The 15,184-nt window shown below is 55.5% G+C and carries 14 protein-coding genes; 8 read left to right on the plus strand and 6 right to left on the minus strand.

The genetic code is table 11. From position 1 onward, the window contains the following. Positions 1–50: 50 nt before the first annotated feature. Complete coding sequence (locus ACEQ15_RS03560; protein WP_370277667.1) at positions 51–371, plus strand: DUF1820 family protein; 321 nt, start codon at positions 51–53, stop codon at positions 369–371. Between the two features lie 57 nt (positions 372–428). Here the strand turns inward: ACEQ15_RS03560 and ACEQ15_RS03565 are convergent, their stop codons facing one another. Both ACEQ15_RS03565 and ACEQ15_RS03570 read right to left on the minus strand, forming a co-directional pair. Beyond that, positions 429–1,286 carry a glucosaminidase domain-containing protein gene (locus ACEQ15_RS03565; RefSeq protein ID WP_370277669.1) on the minus strand — a complete coding sequence of 286 codons (858 nt, stop codon included), beginning with the start codon at positions 1,284–1,286 and terminating at the stop codon, positions 429–431. Between the two features lie 96 nt (positions 1,287–1,382). Then, positions 1,383–1,988, minus strand: coding sequence for an ACP phosphodiesterase (locus ACEQ15_RS03570; RefSeq protein WP_370277670.1), 606 nt, complete (start codon positions 1,986–1,988; stop codon positions 1,383–1,385). 195 nt (positions 1,989–2,183) lie between these two features. On the opposite strand from ACEQ15_RS03570, the gene ACEQ15_RS03575 reads away from it, so the two are divergent. Further along, entirely contained in the window at positions 2,184–3,122 is a 939-nt protein-coding gene (locus tag ACEQ15_RS03575) for a glycosyltransferase family 2 protein (protein ID WP_370277671.1), read from the plus strand. Continuing rightward, entirely contained in the window at positions 3,122–3,493 is a 372-nt protein-coding gene (locus ACEQ15_RS03580; protein WP_370277672.1) for a GtrA family protein, read from the plus strand. The genes ACEQ15_RS03575 and ACEQ15_RS03580 overlap by 1 nt, the downstream gene beginning before the upstream one ends. A 24-nt stretch (positions 3,494–3,517) precedes the next feature. Here the strand turns inward: ACEQ15_RS03580 and ACEQ15_RS03585 are convergent, their stop codons facing one another. The 3 genes from ACEQ15_RS03585 to epmB are packed head-to-tail and all read right to left on the minus strand — an operon-like array spanning position 3,518 to position 8,499. Further along, positions 3,518–5,035, minus strand: a complete 1,518-nt coding sequence (locus ACEQ15_RS03585) for a glycosyltransferase family 39 protein (protein WP_370277673.1) — start codon at positions 5,033–5,035, stop codon at positions 3,518–3,520. Positions 5,036–5,095: 60 nt separating this feature from the next. Beyond that, positions 5,096–7,444: a glycoside hydrolase family 9 protein gene (locus ACEQ15_RS03590; protein ID WP_370277674.1), complete on the minus strand. Its 2,349-nt coding sequence runs from the start codon at positions 7,442–7,444 to the stop codon at positions 5,096–5,098. Positions 7,445–7,488: 44 nt separating this feature from the next. Continuing rightward, the gene (gene epmB / locus ACEQ15_RS03595) at positions 7,489–8,499 is read right to left on the minus strand and encodes an EF-P beta-lysylation protein EpmB (protein WP_370277675.1); all 1,011 of its coding nucleotides are present in this window, start codon (positions 8,497–8,499) and stop codon (positions 7,489–7,491) included. A gap of 167 nt (positions 8,500–8,666) precedes the next feature. On the opposite strand from epmB, the gene efp reads away from it, so the two are divergent. Then, positions 8,667–9,230 carry an elongation factor P gene (gene efp, locus ACEQ15_RS03600; protein WP_282350263.1) on the plus strand — a complete coding sequence of 188 codons (564 nt, stop codon included), beginning with the start codon at positions 8,667–8,669 and terminating at the stop codon, positions 9,228–9,230. A gap of 86 nt (positions 9,231–9,316) precedes the next feature. After that, a complete protein-coding gene (gene epmA / locus ACEQ15_RS03605; RefSeq protein ID WP_370277676.1) occupies positions 9,317–10,300 on the plus strand; it encodes an elongation factor P--(R)-beta-lysine ligase in 984 nt (327 codons plus the stop codon). A gap of 150 nt (positions 10,301–10,450) precedes the next feature. On the opposite strand, the gene ACEQ15_RS03610 is transcribed toward epmA, so the two are convergent. Next, on the minus strand, positions 10,451–11,602 hold the full coding sequence (locus ACEQ15_RS03610) for a MalY/PatB family protein (protein WP_370277677.1): 1,152 nt from the start codon (positions 11,600–11,602) through the stop codon (positions 10,451–10,453). Positions 11,603–11,985: 383 nt separating this feature from the next. Between ACEQ15_RS03610 and ACEQ15_RS03615 the strand changes: the two genes are divergently transcribed. From ACEQ15_RS03615 to rimI, 3 genes are read left to right on the plus strand one after another with little or no spacing between them, the layout of a single operon-like run. Next, positions 11,986–13,527: a 2-isopropylmalate synthase gene (locus ACEQ15_RS03615; protein ID WP_370277678.1), complete on the plus strand. Its 1,542-nt coding sequence runs from the start codon at positions 11,986–11,988 to the stop codon at positions 13,525–13,527. A gap of 46 nt (positions 13,528–13,573) precedes the next feature. Next, positions 13,574–14,446, plus strand: a complete 873-nt coding sequence (locus ACEQ15_RS03620) for a hypothetical protein (protein ID WP_370277680.1) — start codon at positions 13,574–13,576, stop codon at positions 14,444–14,446. After that, positions 14,439–14,906 carry a ribosomal protein S18-alanine N-acetyltransferase gene (gene rimI, locus ACEQ15_RS03625; protein ID WP_370277681.1) on the plus strand — a complete coding sequence of 156 codons (468 nt, stop codon included), beginning with the start codon at positions 14,439–14,441 and terminating at the stop codon, positions 14,904–14,906. Before ACEQ15_RS03620 ends, rimI begins: the two co-directional genes overlap by 8 nt. The last annotated feature ends 278 nt before the right edge of the window (positions 14,907–15,184 follow it).

Here is a 15,184-nt window from a genome sequence, read left to right on the forward strand (position 1 = left end):
CATATATGAGACGAGCAGTGAGCATTTGAAGTGAGGTAAGAAGAACACCAATGGCCAGTGATGATCGTATGTATCGGGTGATATTTATAAACCAGGATCAGGTGTACGAACTGTATGCCCGTCACGTTTATCAGAGCGACCGGTGGGGCTTTTTAAAGGTTGAGGAGTTTGTGTTCGGCAACCGCTCCGAGCTGGTGGTGGATCCGGGTGAAGAGAAACTGAAGCAGCAGTTTGCAGACGTGAAAAGTTCCTTTATCCCGATGCAGGCGGTGGTGCGGATTGATGAGGTGACCACCGAAGGTGTAGCCAAGGTATCCGATGCCAAGGGTGTGGTGACGAGCTTCCCGATGCCGGTGCCACCTAAGTCATAATTGGCACCAATTGCAGATAAAAAAAGCGTTGTAACAACAACGCTTTTTTTATGCCGGTCAGATCGCTTCAGCAGTCTGTAATTGATAGTTGTCGAAGCGGACCATCTTGTTGCGATTGATAAGGGAGCGCAGGCGGCTGACATACTCGTCACCGATCTCGCTGTAGTAATTCAGGTGCTTGATCAGCTTCAGTGGATCGTTGGTTTGAATACGCGCCTTACGGAACTCTCGGTATGGGCCGCCGCGTGCGATGGTAACGAAGTAGTCGTCAACCGCTTCGATCAGTGAGCCGTAGCGCTTCACGTAGATCGGTTTGCCCTCGCGGGTCTGGCTGGCGCGCATACGTGGTTCTTTCGGATTAAAGGACCACACACCAAAGATGTTGTTGCCCTCCAGGAAGAAGCGGGAGGTGCCCCAGCCAGTTTCCAACGCGGCCTGGGCCAGGATAATGCTGGTTGGATGGTCGGCCAGTTTTACCTTCAGCTGCTTGATATCTTGCGCCTTGTAGCGTTTAAGCTGTGCCTTTAGCCACGCCTTGGACTTGGTGTCCGGGGTTGCCATCGCTTCGATCTCAGCCAGACGCTCGCGTTTCTCTTCCAGGCGTTGTTTGCTGATCAGGACCGCAGGCAGAATCATGTCGAAAAATTTCTGCTTCTTGGTGCTCACTTCCAGCGTGGCGAGTGTACTGACACGAGTGTAAGCCACCGGTTTGATCAGCGGCGGGGTCAGCGCTTCGATATCGTCCGGGGTATGAATCGGCTTGTAAGTGATTGCCAATGCGGGCTGTGATGCCGCTGCCTTAGCCGCTTTTTCCTCTGCACTGTCCTGGTTGGACGGCGCCAGCTGGGTGAGTGATAAGGTAAGGAGCAGCAGTACCACGAGGGTGGCAATCGTTGCCCTGACTGATAGATACATCCTGAACTGAGCCTATGTTGATCAAAATTTGCGCGCAGTCTACAGGTAAAGCATAGCCTATTCCAGTAATCGTCGTTAAAAGTGCAGCTAACGGCGTTAATTGGTCGGTATCTTCGCCTTATTGTCCGTGTGGAAGGTGATCAGGTCTGGGAAAAACTGTAGGAAACCTGCTTCCAGAACGACGTAATGTTGTTGAACTTCGCTGATTGAGCCAGTGAAGTTGTTCCGGAAACGGATCCGTCCGGCGATGCGATCCAGGGCAAACCCTACCTGATCGATATCCTCATAACTGCGAATCCAGTCACCGTCGATCATTTTACCCACCACCCGCTTCATCCGGTCCGGCATCAGAGGATAGCCCCGGTGGAGGTCGAGGTAGGCCTGGTCGATAAATTGATCCAGCGATTCGGTCGAATAACGGTGCCAGTGGTGGATCAGGAAATGGTCGAACAGTACGTCCAGTACAATACCCGAGAATCGGCGTCGTTGAGGTGAGAACAGGGTTTTGAGTTCGCGTACCTGTATATGGGTGTCGGTGAACTGATCTATCACGCGGTGGTTAATCAGGCCTTGGCGTACAGGTGCTGATAGCTGAGTGATATCAACACCCCGGGCAAAGTCGCCCAGCAGATTGCCCACTCGGGACTGCACGTTTGGATCTGAGAAGTAGAGGTGGGCGAGATAGTTCAAGGTACGATACATCGGTTTGTTGACAGCCTTTTCACTGTAGCGGATCACTGCTCTGGATGACAGGTGGGTAGAGATGAACCGTGGCCAGAAACCGGGGGTGAAGCTTTATCCCCCAGTTGAATTGCGGTTAAATGGGCGCCTTGAATCTCCGCTTGGACACCGCCATGCCAAGTAGGATGTAAAGACAGGGGCTGTCAGGAATCACCGATGAAAATATCCATTGTTGCGCCGTTTCACAATGAAGAGGAAAACGTTGATGAGTTCTTCAATCGGGTACTGCCGATTATACGAGCGGAAAGTGACTCGATTGAGATTGTCTGCGTAAACGATGGTAGCCGTGATAGCACGTTGGAGCAGCTGCGCCGCTGGCGCGAAAAAGAGCCGGTGGTACGGGTGGTCAATCTGTCGCGAAATTTCGGTAAAGAAAACGCACTGACGGCAGGCCTCGACCATGCTAGTGGTGACGTGATCATCCCGATGGACAGCGACCTGCAAGACCCGCCCGAGTTGATTCCTCAGATGATTGCCAAGTGGCGTGAAGGCTACGATGTGGTATACGCACGCCGTACCCTACGTGACACGGATACCTGGGCCAAGCGGGCGACGGCAGTGTGGTACTACAAGCTGTTTAATGCCATTGCCGATCGCCCGATTCCTGACAACACTGGTGATTTCCGCTTGATGGACCGCAAGGTCCTGGATGAGGTGAAAAAACTTGGTGAGAGCGCACGCTTTATGAAAGGGTTGTTCTCTTGGGTTGGGTTTAAAAGCACTGCTGTGGAGTATGAGCGCCCACCGCGTCACGATGGCAAAGAAAGCCTGAATTTCCGCAATCTCTGGCGCTTAGCACTGGACGGCATCACCGCGTTTTCCACCTTGCCGCTGAAGGTGTGGAGTTATGTCGGAATGGGTGTCGCGGGCGTTGCTTTTCTCTACGGTCTGGTGATTATCTTTAAGACCCTGATTTTGGGGATCGATGTACCGGGTTACGCCTCCACAATGGTTATTGTCCTATTCCTGGGCGGTGTGCAGTTGTTGTCTCTGGGCGTGATTGGTGAGTACGTGGGGCGGATCTACCTGGAGGTGAAGAAACGCCCGCACTATATCGTAGATCCGGAAGAGAATGAGCTGAGGTCACGACGCTGATGCTGTTTCGCTTTCAGATCGCCCGTTTCGGGCTGGTGGGGATCGCGGCAACGCTGGTACATGCGGCTATTTTGTCGCTGCAGATCGAGTTATTGGCGCTGCCGGTGCAGCTTGCCAATATCAGTGCCTTTTTGGTGGCGTTTGGTGTGAGTTATCTGGGGCACCACCGCTGGACCTTTGACTCCGACGCCGGGCATAAGCAGGCCGCGAGCAAATTTCTGCTCACGGCTATTGTTGGGTTCCTGGCCAATGTGGCGATCATGGAGCTGGTTGTAGTTCAGTTGGGCTATCACTACCTAATTGGTTTTCTCTGTGTTGTTTTGACAGTGCCGCCGGCGACCTACATCGTAAGCCGCCTTTGGATCTTCTAAGGATCTAGACGGTTCGTCTTAGTACTATTGCTGTCTCTGAGCCGCGACTTTGTCTTCGTGCGCCGGAGGCAGAATCGCCCAGCCAATTCGCACAGGTTCGCGTTCGCTATTCAGGTGCCATGGGTATTCACGCGTCGGTTGAATTTGGGCCTCAGGGTAGAGCTTCAGCAGTTTCTGATACTGCGCCTTTTCCCCGTCCATGCTTTCGTTCCAGATGATCAGCCCGCCTTGCGCTAACAGGTCCGCGTTGTCGACCCAAGGACTGCGACTGTTATCCGCATCGTAGAGAATTGAAGGGTGCTGGTCAGAATAGTAGGCCATATTGCCTCCGATCCAGATCGATCCCACCACGAAATTAAGTGGTTGTGGATAACGTTCTTTCCATGCCTCGGTCAGTTCGGTTGCCATCGCTTCGCCCGGGAAATGGGCGCGCTTTTTCAGCTTGCCAAACTGAGGAGCGATCAGCATTTCGGCGATAAATACGCTGGCGAAGAAGAGGCTGGTGATCATCCAGACACGCATTAGCTTTCTGATGCGACCGTCACTCAGCACCACACCGGAGAACACCATCAGCCAAAGCGGCAAGAAGGTGAACAACGGTGTGCCCCACATTGAGCGCAGCTTCATACCGGTACCCAGTGAGATCAGCAAAGTGATTACCATTGGGCCGAAGGTCAGAAGGGTCAGATAGGTGCGGTTGGCTGCTGCTCGTGTGCCTTTGGCGGGTGGATACCTATCACCACTACGCAGTAACAGAAAGAACGTTGGTAGCAGAATGATCAAAACCAACAGCTGGGAGATGCCAAAGCGCAGCGGATTCAGCAGGTGATCGATCAGCTCTTTTTCGCTGCCACTGCCGCGGGCGGCGCCGTAGCGGATGGTGCTGAAGTCGTGGTCGATCAACCAGATCAGGTTGGGCAGCCACACCAGGACCGCCGATGCCAGGGCAATATAGAGGCCTTTCTCCTTCCAGTGCACGCGGCCGGCAGGTGTCAGGAAATAGCAGGCGATCGCCAGCAGCAATACCACTGAATAGTACTTGGTCAGCATCGCCAGGCCGCCACAGATGCCCAACAGTATCCAGTCCCGGATCAGGTTATGGTTGATGGCGCGGAAGCCGAAGTAGCCGATCAGCGCCCAGATCGCCAGCTGCAGAATGTTGGGATTAAACTCAGGCGTCAGGTAATTGTAGTACGGCACCATAGTCAGCAGCAGGGTGGAAACCAGTGCAGGTTCGCGGCTGACAAAGTTACGTGCCACCGCATATTGGGCGCCAAATGCCGTGATGACAGCGATCTGGCTGAGCAGGAAGACCGGCCAGTTACTGCCGGGGGACAGCAGGGTGATTGCGTAGGTCAGCCAAGGCGCCAGCAGGGGGTGTTTGTCGTAGCCCAGTTGCCACTCCTGGCCCCAAGTCAGGCCTTCGACTACGTCCAGGTTGGCGTTGGGTTGCAAAAGGCTCGGCAGCAACAGCCAGAGGACGCTATGCAGCACCAGGGCGATGATCAGGGGGCGGTGGTGTGAGCTGTGAGTCGCTGTCATATAGGTGTATCAGTCGATTGCGTTGTTCGGCCAGCTTCCTGCCACCGTATAAAAAAGTGTTTATTTACGTGCTGCCAGATAGCCCCAGATATAGGCATTGGGGCCGATGGTGGACTGCACTGTGAACTCGTTCAGCGCGGCGAAATCGTATACGTCAAAGTAGGCTTCGGCCGTTGGCCAGAGGGCATGACGCGGGTAGATCTCATCGGCGAACAGCTTCGCCAGCCAGTGGTTGAGCTGGCGCTTGGTTTCCAGAGGGCCGTTCACGGTGATCCCTTCCGGTGGTTGCTGGCTGGAAACGCGCTGATCCTGAACTAAAGGATTCTTGGGCGAGTTTTCGCCCACGCCAGTGGTGAATACCATGTTCAGCGGGTTTGCACCGGCACCGTACTGGGTCGCCAACAGCGCGGCATCCAGGTACTGGCGTTTCCCGGTCAGGTAGTGGGCCCGCACTAAGGTAGAGGCATCAGGCACGGTCAGGTTGCCCCAGCCGATCCATGCCCAGGCGTTGCGTTTGGTCCACTTGAAGGCGGTGCGCTGACCGATACGGATGCTTTCGTCCGCTTCACGCAGGATCGCCATCTCGGCGTTACGTTTGATCAGCGCGTCCGCTCCGGGTGTGTTTACATAGACAAAGGCCGCTTCGGTCTGGTCGTGGTGTTGCCACTTCTTCAACGGTGCTGATGCCTTGTGGAACTCTGAGGTCTGTCGGAACAGGCGGTGCCAGGTTTCGTTGCCGGTTAGGCGGAACAGTTCGGCTGCAGCCAGGTTACGGTCGTCACGTGCCTGGTGAGGCATCTCCCGATGAGCACGGCGTTTGTATTCCTCTTCGGCCCAGTTCATCGCTTTAAGGGCGGAAGCTTCGTAGGTCGCGGCTAGTTTGGCGTCATACGGTTTCAGGATGCGGGCCGCACGGGCGGCGACCCCAGCATAGATATGGCTGGACCAGAACCCTGGCGCATAGGCCATCAGCGTCTGGGATTCCTGCCAGCTGCCTTCCCCGTGACGCGGGTGATCCATCGATTCGATACCACCGCGGATTCCTCCTTCTGGCGTTTGCAGACGACGGAAGAAATCCAATCCCCAGACTGCTTCGTCGAGCAGGTCCGGCAATTTATTTCTGGATTCCGGAATGTTCAGGTTCAGTTTGGCGAAATACTGTGGATTCAACTCGGCGAGTTCCAGCAGCAGGCGCGTGCTGTTCAGGTGCTGGATGCGGCGGTCCCAGTCACCGGCGTCGGCATAGCCACCCCAGGCATTTTTCACCACCAGACTGGTTTTACCGTTGATCAGATCGCTGAAGTTGTCTTTGGCCGTGCCGCGCGCGTTGATACCGTTCATGGTATCCATTAATGGAGTGCGTGAGTGATACACCACAACGCCGTCATCCGGGTGCATGTTACGTGGGCGGCGGTATTGGGTGTAAGGCGGACCCAGTTCTATACCGCTACGCTGATGGAACAGACCACGGACCGAGGTGGCGAAGGCATTCCGCCAGGCATCTTTACTGATCGGGAAGTTGTAGGAACAGCCCACACCTTTGACACAAACACGGTATTCGCCCTGGGTTTTCAGGTCGTCAAACTGCATCACATATACGTCGGCGCCGGTGTAGTTCTGCTTATAGGCATCTTCCGCTTCGTAACGGGAGCGGGTGAGCTTGGTTTTACCGCGATAGACGATCTGTTGGGTTTTGCTGTTGATCACCGCAAAGGGCAGGCCGTCGTTGTACGGTTGGCTTTCTCCGTTGCCGCGCCACAAAGAGAGGAATGCGACCTTACGTGGATCGTCTGGACGGAATCCAATCTGGGACACATGCACGGCTTCACTGCGCACATTACGGGTGTTGTGGATATAGGTCTGGCGGCTGATGCTGCTGTTTTTGAATTCGATCTCGTACTGCGTGCCCTCTTTCAAGGGCTTGGGCAGTTTGAGATAGAGGTAGTGGGTCATTGGCCAGTTGAAAGCCCAGAAACCGGTGCGCGCCATGTCACTGGGGCGGCTTTTACGGTAGACCACCGTTGGTTTGATGCCGTTGCTGTAGTTGATGTCTACGCTGGATTTCAGCAGATAGCTGGAGGCAGAATCGGCCCAGCGGGTATCCAGCTTGGCGCCGCTGAACTCATCAAACGGATACAGTACATCCTGCTTAGGGCCAACGACGGCGCCCAATACGTCTTTGCCCTGACGTATCCAGCGGTGACGATCACGGCTGTCATCCACCCAGTCCAGAATTCCCTTGCTGTACGGCTGCTGCAAGGCCGGGACACGTTTACCAGCCTGAATCTCAATGCTGATGACATCCGGAGCAACCGCTGAGATGCGGGAAATATACGGCAGGTGATTGGCGGCGCTTGCAAGCGCAATATGACTGAGCCAGATAAACGTTACTGCAAAAATCCGTGTCATGAGGGGGCTATATCCGTTGCGTGATCTGAACCGCTATTTTTCCATTATCCGATGACAGTTGGTAGTACGGTTTTTGCCGGGCGATCAGGGATCTCCCGCGCCAGTCTGGGTACCAGATATCCGGGTAACGTGCCTTGCAGTTGACCTACCAGCTGTTGTGCTTCTTCATCCGGGATGTCGAAGTGGGCGGCACCCTCAACCGGATCAAGCACAAACAGATAGTAGGGCAGTACGCCCCAGTTAAACAGCTCTTCGCTCAGGGCTTTCAGGCTATCTACCGAATCGTTGATACCGCGCAGCAGGACGGCTTGATTGAGCAACGTGATGTTGGCCTGCCGCAGTTGTGTCAGGGCATGGCCAACCTGTTCATCCACTTCGTTGGCGTGATTAACGTGCAGCACCAGTGTGGTCAGCAGGCGGCTGCTGCCGAGAATATCGATCATCTCCGCTGTAACCCGCTGTGGGATTACCACTGGCAACCGGCTGTGAATACGCAGGCGTTTGATATGGGGAATGGCTGAGAGATCACCCACCAGCCGCTGTAAGCGGCTGTCGGATACCGCAAGTGGATCCCCCCCGGAGAGAATCACCTCTGAGATGGAAGTGTCGCTACGAATATATTCCAGCATCGACTGCCATTGTTCTGGGCCGAGACGGTTTTCGTCATACGGAAAGTGACGGCGGAAGCAATAGCGGCAGTTGATCGCGCAGGCTCCAGTCATGATCAGCAATACACGGCCTTGGTATTTGTGCACCAAGCCCTGACGCGGATTGAACTGGGCTTCGGCCAGCGGATCGGTGACATAACCGGCCACTTTACGCGTCTCAGCACTGAGTGGCAGTACCTGTTTTAATAGTGGATCGTCCGGGTTGCCCGGTTCGATACGACGCAGATAAGGCGTGGGTACACGCAGCGGAAATCCCTGTGCAGCGGCCTGTGCCGGAGCGATCAGATCCTCCGGTAGATCCAGTGCACGGATCAGCTCGGCGGGATCATCAATGGTATGGCTGAGCAGCTGTTGCCAGCTGTCGAGAGCGGTCAGCGGGAGATTCATGGGTGGAAATACAGGTCGCAGGGGGCTGTGAAAGTTGCTCGCATTCTGCTTTCAAGTAGAATAACTGTCAATTATGGCGCTGGGGTACCCGGTTTGGTTCGCAGATGCGTATAGGGCACCCCCCATAGTCGCGCCACTTTCACGCTTTAATAGATATCGAGACAGTCATGGCAAACTACTCTACTAACCAGTTTAAAAACGGCCTTAAGGTAATGATCGACGGCGACCCATGTAACATGGTTGACGTTGAGATGGTAAAGCCGGGTAAAGGTCAGGCCTTCACCCGTGTGAAACTGAAGAACCTGATGACCGGTCGTACCTGGGAACGCACCTTCAAATCTGGCGATAGCGTGGAAGGTGCGGACGTAATGGATACCGATATGGAGTACCTCTACAACGATGGCGAGATGTGGCACTTCATGGATCCTGCTACGTACGAGCAGGTAGCTGCGGACGCAAATGCCGTGGGCGATTCTCACAAGTGGCTGAAAGAGCAGGACTCCTGCATGATTACGCTGTTCAACGACAACCCGATCTCTGTAACGCCACCTAACTTCGTTGAGCTGGAAGTAACTGAAACTGATCCAGGTCTGAAAGGTGATACTGCGCAGGGTGGTTCCAAGCCAGCTACGCTGCAGACCGGCGCTGTTGTTCGTGTGCCTCTGTTCATCAACCAGGGCGACGTGCTGAAGATCGACACCCGTACTGGTGAGTACGTATCCCGCGCATAATTCGCGAATACGATCAGGAAACGGCAGCTTAGGCTGCCGTTTTGCGTTTCAGGCAGCTGTAGAAAGAAAATAGAGCGAACTCCAAGATGGCAATCGATCCCCAGCACTGGCAACCCACCGCCAGTATTCACAACCTGCGCAAGCGGGCAGCAATCATGGCGCAGATCCGCAGCTTCTTTGCCGATCGGGAGGTGCTGGAAGTGGAGATGCCATTGATGTCCCAGTGTGCGGTCAGCGATCCGTTTCTCGATACGATTGAAACCCTCTATGCCGACTATGTAGGCTCTGAGAGTTATCCACTCTACCTGCAGACCTCGCCGGAATACGCCATGAAGCGTTTATTGGCCGCTGGCAGCGGGGCGATCTTTCATCTGGGCAAGGCATTCCGTAACGGGGAATCAGGCAGTCGCCGTCATAACCCGGAGTTCACCATGCTGGAGTGGTACCGCCCCGGTATGGATGATCAGCAACTGATGGACGAAATTGCAGATCTGATTACACCGATCCTGAAGCTCGATTCCGTTGAACGCCTCAGCTATACGCAGGTGTTTAAACGCGTTCTGAATATCGATCCCCACACGGCACCCCTGCAGACGCTAGTGGCTGAAACCCGCAAGCATGTGGATATCGAGCTGGAGGACGATGAGCGGGATACCTGGCTCAATCTGCTGATGTCCCATGTAATCGAACCCAAGCTGGCGGATCTGGGCGCGGTGTTTGTGTACGACTACCCTGCAAGTCAGGCAGCCCTGGCGCAGATTAAAGCGGATGCGCAGGGCCAGCAGGTTGCCGCCCGCTTTGAGCTGTTTGTGAATGGCATTGAATTGGCGAATGGGTACCACGAGCTGACCGACGCTCAGGAACAGAAGCAGCGTTTGCTCAAGGATCAGCAGACCCGTGAGCAGATGGGGCTGCCGCAACGTCCTCTGGAGATGCGCCTGGTAAGCGCGCTGGAAGCAGGCATTCCGGATTGTGCCGGCGTGGCCTTGGGTGTGGATCGTTTGGTGATGTTGGCGCTGGGTGTAGACTCTATCCAGGACGTGATTGCCTTCCCGATCGAACGTGCCTGAACGCTGCGAGGATTGGCCGCTACGAAGCGGGGGGCAACAAGTTAGGCATCGCATTGCGATGACTAACCTACAGGGGAATTGTAGCGCGCCGCACGTGCTTTTGTAGGTTGGCCATCGTCTACGGCGATGCCCAACACTCTCATTTTCTGGTTAAGCAGGTAGTTCGCCCAAAATTGCCCGGCGGATACGATTAACCGCCTCTTCCAGCAACTCGCGGCGACAACCAAAGTTCAGCCGCACGTAACGGTCATCACCAAAATCCCGCCCCGGTGACATACCTACACCCGCCTGTTCAAAGAAGTGCTGAGGGTTATCCAGCTTGGCGCCGGAGACATCAATCCACGCCAGGTAGGTCGCTTCGATCGGTGCCAGCTTCAGGCCCGGGATCTGGTTGATCTCGTGCACCAGGTAGTCGCGGTTGTCGCGAAGGTAGTCCAGCTGCTGTTTGTTCCACTCATCCCCATGCTTGTAGGCGGCGATAGCAGCGGTGTAACCCAGCAGGTTCACATCCGGCACAATGCCTTTCATTTGGCGCAGGAATTGTTGGCGTAGCTGGCGGTCGGGAATTACGGCAAAGGAGCAGGCCAGCCCCGCGATGTTGTAGGTTTTGCTCGGCGCCATCAGGGTGATGCTGCGGGCCGCGATCTCGTCATTCAATGAGCCCAGTGGAATATGCTGCAGGCCCGGTTCAAGAATCAGGTCGCAATGGATCTCATCGGAGCAGACCATCAAGTCGTGTTTAATTACCAGTTCGGCGAGGGCCTCCAGCTCTTCTCGACGATAGACGGCGCCACCCGGGTTGTGTGGGTTGCAGAACAGCAGGATCTTGGACTGTGGTGTGATGGATGCTTCCAGTGCCTCCAGATCCAACGTCCAACGGTTGTCGCTCTCCTTGAGTGGCACGGACACCAGCTGACGATCAGACAGGCGCGGCGAGGACATAAACGGTGGATAGACCGGTTTTGGGGAGAACACCTGATCCTGGCTTTCACCCACCGCACGGCAGGCCAGGTTGAGGCCGCATACCAGACCCGGCAGCCATACTAGCCAGTCTCTCTCAACCGGCCACTGGTAGAGGCGTTGCAGGCGTTCGATCACCAGGTTGTCCAGTTCTTCCGGGGTGTTGGTGTAACCAAATACACCGTGGTTCACGCGTTCGTGCAGGGCGTCGGCAATGGCCGGCGGAGACATAAAGTCGGTGTCGGCAACCCACATCGGTAATACATCACTGTCGCGGTACTTTTCCCACTTCAGGCTTGAGGTATTACTGCGGTCGACGGGGTGATCAAATACGTTGGCCATCGGCTTAACTTCCTGTATCTCAGCGGTTGTAATTCTTCGGTACGACAATCGTGCCAGGTGCGCTCTCATTGTAGTTGCAGATGCTTGCAAATGACCAACTGCGCGTTATAGTAGGTGGTCATAATATAAACCAAAAAACCGCACTGAACGGCTATGCAAAACGCAGGGAACTGTTTCACAAGCAGTCAGACAAGCAGTATGTACAACGGTCCGTCTGACGTTGTCACTCCTCTCTACCTGTCTCCTCTTGCGGCGCTGCTACGACTGCCGTAAGGCAGTATACTTTCTATATAACTCCGTCCTTCTCCGTTTTTTAGTTTTACAGCATTCCGCGCCACGTACTGATTAGTAACGGGGCGCCATTTGAATATGGAGCATCTCCAATGAGCGACAATAACCGCGTCATTATTTTCGATACCACTTTGCGTGACGGCGAGCAGAGCCCTGGCGCATCCATGACAAAAGATGAAAAGCTGCGTGTTGCCAAGCAGCTGGAGAAGATGCGCGTGGATGTGATCGAAGCCGGCTTTGCGATCGCCAGCCCGGGTGACTTCGAATCCGTGCAGTCCATCGCCAACACAGTGAAGGACAGCACCGTATGTTCCCTATCCCGTGCCCTGGATGCGGATATTGATCGTGCCGGTGAAGCTCTGAAGAACGCCAACTCCGGCCGTATCCACACCTTCATCGCAACCTCGCCGATCCACATGCAGTACAAGCTGCAGATGGAGCCGGATCAGGTGGTGGCGCAGGCGGTACACGCGGTTAAACGCGCGCGTAACCTGATCGATGACGTGGAGTTCTCCCTGGAGGACGCGAGTCGCTCCGAACTGGATTTCATGTGCCGCATCATCGAAGCGGTCATTGATGCCGGGGCACGCACCATCAACATCCCTGATACCGTGGGTTACGCGGTACCGGAAGAGTTTGGTCACACCATCGGTCAGCTGATCGAGCGTATCCCGAACTCCGACAAAGCGATTTTCTCCGTGCACTGTCACAACGACCTGGGTCTGGCGGTAGCCAACTCCCTGGCCGCGGTGCAGGCCGGTGCCCGTCAGGTGGAATGTACCATCAACGGCCTGGGTGAGCGTGCCGGTAACGCCTCCCTGGAAGAGATCGTGATGGCGATCCGTACCCGTCAGGACCGTCTGGGTGTGTCCACCGGCCTGGATACTACGCAGATCGTGCCGGCCTCCCGTCTGGTGTCCAGCGTAACCGGCTTCCCGGTACAGCCGAACAAAGCGATTGTGGGGGCCAACGCCTTTGCACACGAATCCGGTATCCACCAGGACGGCGTACTGAAACACCGTGAAACCTACGAGATCATGACCGCTCAGGATGTAGGTTGGAAGACCAACCGTATGGTGATGGGTAAGCACTCTGGCCGTGCCGCGTTCCGCAGCCGTCTGGAAGAGCTGGGTACCACCTTTGCCTCCGACAAGGAGCTGAACGACGCGTTTGCGCATTTCAAGGACCTGGCCGACAAGAAACACGAGATTTTCGACGAAGACTTGGTGGCGCTGGTGAGCGACACCCGTGCAACGGCGAGCAATGAGAAGTTCAAGCTGAGCAGCATCTCCGTCACTTCCCAGACCGGTGAAACACCAGTCGCCAAGGTAGTTCTGACTGTTAATGATGTTGAGTACAACGCCGAGTCCGAAGGTGGTGGTCCGGTGGATGCGGCGTTCAAAGCGATCGAATCGATTGCCAACTCCGGTGCCAGCCTGCAGATCTACTCTGTGAACGCGGTGACCGAAGGGACCGATTCCCAGGGTGAAGTGACCGTACGTCTGGAAAACGGTGGTCGTATCGTCAACGGTCTGGGTGCTGATACCGATATCATCATCGCCTCTGCCAAGGCTTATGTGCATGCGCTGAATATGTTGGATGCCAACATCGAAAAAGCACACCCGCAAGTTTAAACAGCAAAACGGTTTAACTGACAGTCTTACACAGGAGCGGTAGCGGATGATCGAAGAACAGCAGCGCCACCAGTATCTGGATGCGCTCGGTATCTCCAGTTGGCTGCCGCGTGATGTGTTGCCGGGGGCGGCGCCCTCGGCGGACTGGATATGGGATTTCAGCTATCCGGCACCGGATATCCCGTTTGCCGAAAAAGGCACACCGGGGACATCGGTCGCGGAAGCAAAAGCCGCGTTGAACGTTGACCCCGCCGCAGCCCGTGCCAGCCTGACCCGCAGCTTTGGTGATGCACCGAAGCCGGAAGTGAAAGAGGCGCTGTGGAAAAAAGACGCACCCGCTGAGCCGCAGAAACCAGCGGCCAAGCCGGTGTTGGAGCCGGTGGCTGATGACACGGCTCACAGTGACACCGACGCGCAGAAACCAACCAAACCGCAACCACGCTTTAAGCTGGCCCTGGCCCGTTACGGCCGTGTGCTGGTGGTGGACAGCCTACCGCCACAGTCGCTGCAGGACTACTCGAAGCAGCATGATGCACTGGCCGCTGCCATCGTGCGCAGCGTCAGCGGTGCCCAGGTTGCGCTGCAAGAGAAACCTTCCCTGTTACCTTGGCCTGCGTTTGCCAGTCCAACATTGCCGCAAGGATACGATGATGCGTTGCAAACCGTTCAGCACAAGCTTGATCTGCTGCTGGAGAAAGGTGGCGTTGAGGCGGTTCTGTTGCTGGGTGAAAGCGCAGCGCAGATGGTGCTGGATCGTGACGAAGAGTTGAGCCAGTTGAGTGGTATCCTGTTTAGTCTGCGTGCAGATACCAAGGTTCTGGCTACGCACAGCCTGACCGAAGCGATGCAGGTTCCAGGGCTTAAAGCGGAGATGTGGCAACAGCTGCAACCGCTGGTGAAACACCTGGACAATGCTTGATACTCCGCTGCTGCGCCCACTAGAGGCTGAAGATCTGCCCGCCTGGCTGGCAATCGAACACGCCTGCTTCCCCGATCCCTGGAGCGAACAGCAGCTAAGTGCGCAGCTGAAGCAGACGCGTAACCGTTGCTTTGGGTTGTTCGAGCTGAACCAGTTGGTGGGTTTTGCCGTATTCTCTACTGTGCTGGATGAAGCAGAGTTGCTGCAGATCGCCATTGCACCCGGTCAGCAGGGCAAGGGGCTGGCAGCGATGCTCCTAAGCCAATCAATCGACACTTTGCAGCAGGCGGAGATAATCCGGTTTATGCTGGAAGTAAGAGCTTCCAACGATGTAGCAATCCGACTCTACAAGAAGTTGGGATTCAACGAGGACGGACGGCGTAAAGGCTATTACCCCGCACTGGATGGGCGCGAAGATGCGGTATTGATGAGTCTGACTGCCGAACCTAATCTGACGTAAATCAACTGCTGCGCCACTGTCGCCATAAGTCCTGCCGACAGGCCTGTTGGAGCAGGTTAGAATAGCGCCCAATTTCACCCCTGAAACTCTCTTTCGGTAATCGACATGAGCATCTCCGTTGGCTTGTTAAGTGGCTACTGGTTCTGGTTGAGTCTGCTAATCTATCTGCCGGTGCTCGGGTATGCCTTGTACCGAGTGCCCTGGAGTATCCTGAAGTCCAACCGCCGCCTGCAGCATTTCTTTCTGGGCGCCACTGTTTTTCTGATGGTGATGTGGAG

This window comes from Pontibacterium sp. (assembly GCF_964228735.1).
In the GTDB taxonomy this organism is placed as follows: domain Bacteria; phylum Pseudomonadota; class Gammaproteobacteria; order Pseudomonadales; family Balneatricaceae; genus Pontibacterium.

Excerpts from the sequence above, each read along its gene's own strand:
- ACEQ15_RS03560 (WP_370277667.1), top strand. The coding sequence starts at position 51 with ATGGCCAGTGATGATCGTATGTATCGGGTGATATTTATAAACCAGGAT.
- ACEQ15_RS03565 (WP_370277669.1), bottom strand. The coding sequence starts at position 1,286 with ATGTATCTATCAGTCAGGGCAACGATTGCCACCCTCGTGGTACTGCTG.
- ACEQ15_RS03570 (WP_370277670.1), bottom strand. The coding sequence starts at position 1,988 with ATGTATCGTACCTTGAACTATCTCGCCCACCTCTACTTCTCAGATCCA.
- ACEQ15_RS03575 (WP_370277671.1), top strand. The coding sequence starts at position 2,184 with ATGAAAATATCCATTGTTGCGCCGTTTCACAATGAAGAGGAAAACGTT.
- ACEQ15_RS03580 (WP_370277672.1), top strand. The coding sequence starts at position 3,122 with ATGCTGTTTCGCTTTCAGATCGCCCGTTTCGGGCTGGTGGGGATCGCG.
- ACEQ15_RS03585 (WP_370277673.1), bottom strand. The coding sequence starts at position 5,035 with ATGACAGCGACTCACAGCTCACACCACCGCCCCCTGATCATCGCCCTG.
- ACEQ15_RS03590 (WP_370277674.1), bottom strand. The coding sequence starts at position 7,444 with ATGACACGGATTTTTGCAGTAACGTTTATCTGGCTCAGTCATATTGCG.
- epmB (WP_370277675.1), bottom strand. The coding sequence starts at position 8,499 with ATGAATCTCCCGCTGACCGCTCTCGACAGCTGGCAACAGCTGCTCAGC.
- efp (WP_282350263.1), top strand. The coding sequence starts at position 8,667 with ATGGCAAACTACTCTACTAACCAGTTTAAAAACGGCCTTAAGGTAATG.
- epmA (WP_370277676.1), top strand. The coding sequence starts at position 9,317 with ATGGCAATCGATCCCCAGCACTGGCAACCCACCGCCAGTATTCACAAC.
- ACEQ15_RS03610 (WP_370277677.1), bottom strand. The coding sequence starts at position 11,602 with ATGGCCAACGTATTTGATCACCCCGTCGACCGCAGTAATACCTCAAGC.
- ACEQ15_RS03615 (WP_370277678.1), top strand. The coding sequence starts at position 11,986 with ATGAGCGACAATAACCGCGTCATTATTTTCGATACCACTTTGCGTGAC.
- ACEQ15_RS03620 (WP_370277680.1), top strand. The coding sequence starts at position 13,574 with ATGATCGAAGAACAGCAGCGCCACCAGTATCTGGATGCGCTCGGTATC.
- rimI (WP_370277681.1), top strand. The coding sequence starts at position 14,439 with ATGCTTGATACTCCGCTGCTGCGCCCACTAGAGGCTGAAGATCTGCCC.